Below are 1085 nucleotides of genomic sequence, written 5' to 3'. Positions count from 1 at the left end.
ACCCGCACGCCGTCGTCGAACGCGCCGCCACAGCCGAACACGAGCGCACCGTCACCATCCGCCCCGCCCCCGACACCATGACCTACCTGACCGCACTACTACCGGTGACCCACGGCGTCTCGGTGTACGCCACGCTCACACGCGCCGCCGACACCACCTTCGACGGCCGCACGCGCGGCCAGGTCATGGCCGACACGCTGATCGAACGGATCACCGCACGCCCCGCCCAGGTGCCCACACCCATCGCGGTCAACCTGGTCCTCACCGACGAGACCCTGCTCGGCGGCACCACCACGCCCGCCGAGCTGGCCGGCTACGGCCCCATCCCGGCCGCCGTAGCCCGCAACCTCGTCAGCACCGCGATCACCGACGCCCGATCGCGGGCCACCCTGCGCCGGCTCTACCGCCATCCCCGCACCGGCGCCCTGGTCGCCATGGAATCACGCGCCCGGACCTTCCCCAAAGGGCTGGCCACCTTCATCGACCTACGCGACCACCACTGCCGCACCCCCTACTGCGACGCCCCCATCCGCCACCACGACCACGCCCAACCCTGGGCCCGGGGCGGACCGACCAGCGCCGCCAACGGCCTGGGCACCTGTGAACGATGCAACTACACCAAGGAGAGCCCGGGCTGGCGCGTCACCGCCTTGGTCGACGAGAACTGTTGCCATACGGCAGAATTCATCACCCCAACCGGGATGCGCTACCACTCCACCGCGCCGCCGCCGCCCGGGCCGCCCGTGCTGGACATCAGCGAACTCGAAACCCGCATCGGCATCACACTGGCGCAACGGCACGCCGCCTAGGCCTAAGCTGGCACCAATGACGGACTCGAATTCATCGCCGGGTTTCTCGGGGTTGCAGCGCATGGACTTCGACGCGCTCTATCGCGGCGAGAGCCCTGGCGTGGGCATCCCGCCGATGCCCACCCCGCCCTGGGACACCAAGGCACCCAAGGACAACGTCGTCACCTGGCACGACCGCGGCTGGGTACACGGTGACGTCCTCGACATCGGCTGCGGCCTCGGCGACAACGCCGTCTATCTGGCCGGCAAGGGGTACCGGGTGACCGGGCTCGACAT

At 70.0% G+C, this 1085-nt stretch carries 2 protein-coding genes; both read left to right on the top strand.

Translation table 11 applies throughout. The annotated features are described in order from the left end of the window. Positions 1 to 809: HNH endonuclease (locus AC2VON_RS18520; RefSeq protein ID WP_486954266.1), on the top strand; the 809-nt coding region annotated here is incomplete at its 5' end. Positions 810 to 861: 52 nt separating this feature from the next. Then, on the top strand, positions 862 to 1085 hold a 224-nt coding region (locus tag AC2VON_RS18515), incomplete at its 3' end, for a class I SAM-dependent methyltransferase (RefSeq protein WP_486954267.1).

The sequence above is a fragment of the Mycobacterium sp. TH-M82 genome, assembly GCF_057473605.1.
The sequence above is the reverse complement of the archived record's forward strand: the minus strand, read 5'-3'. Positions and strand labels throughout refer to the sequence as shown.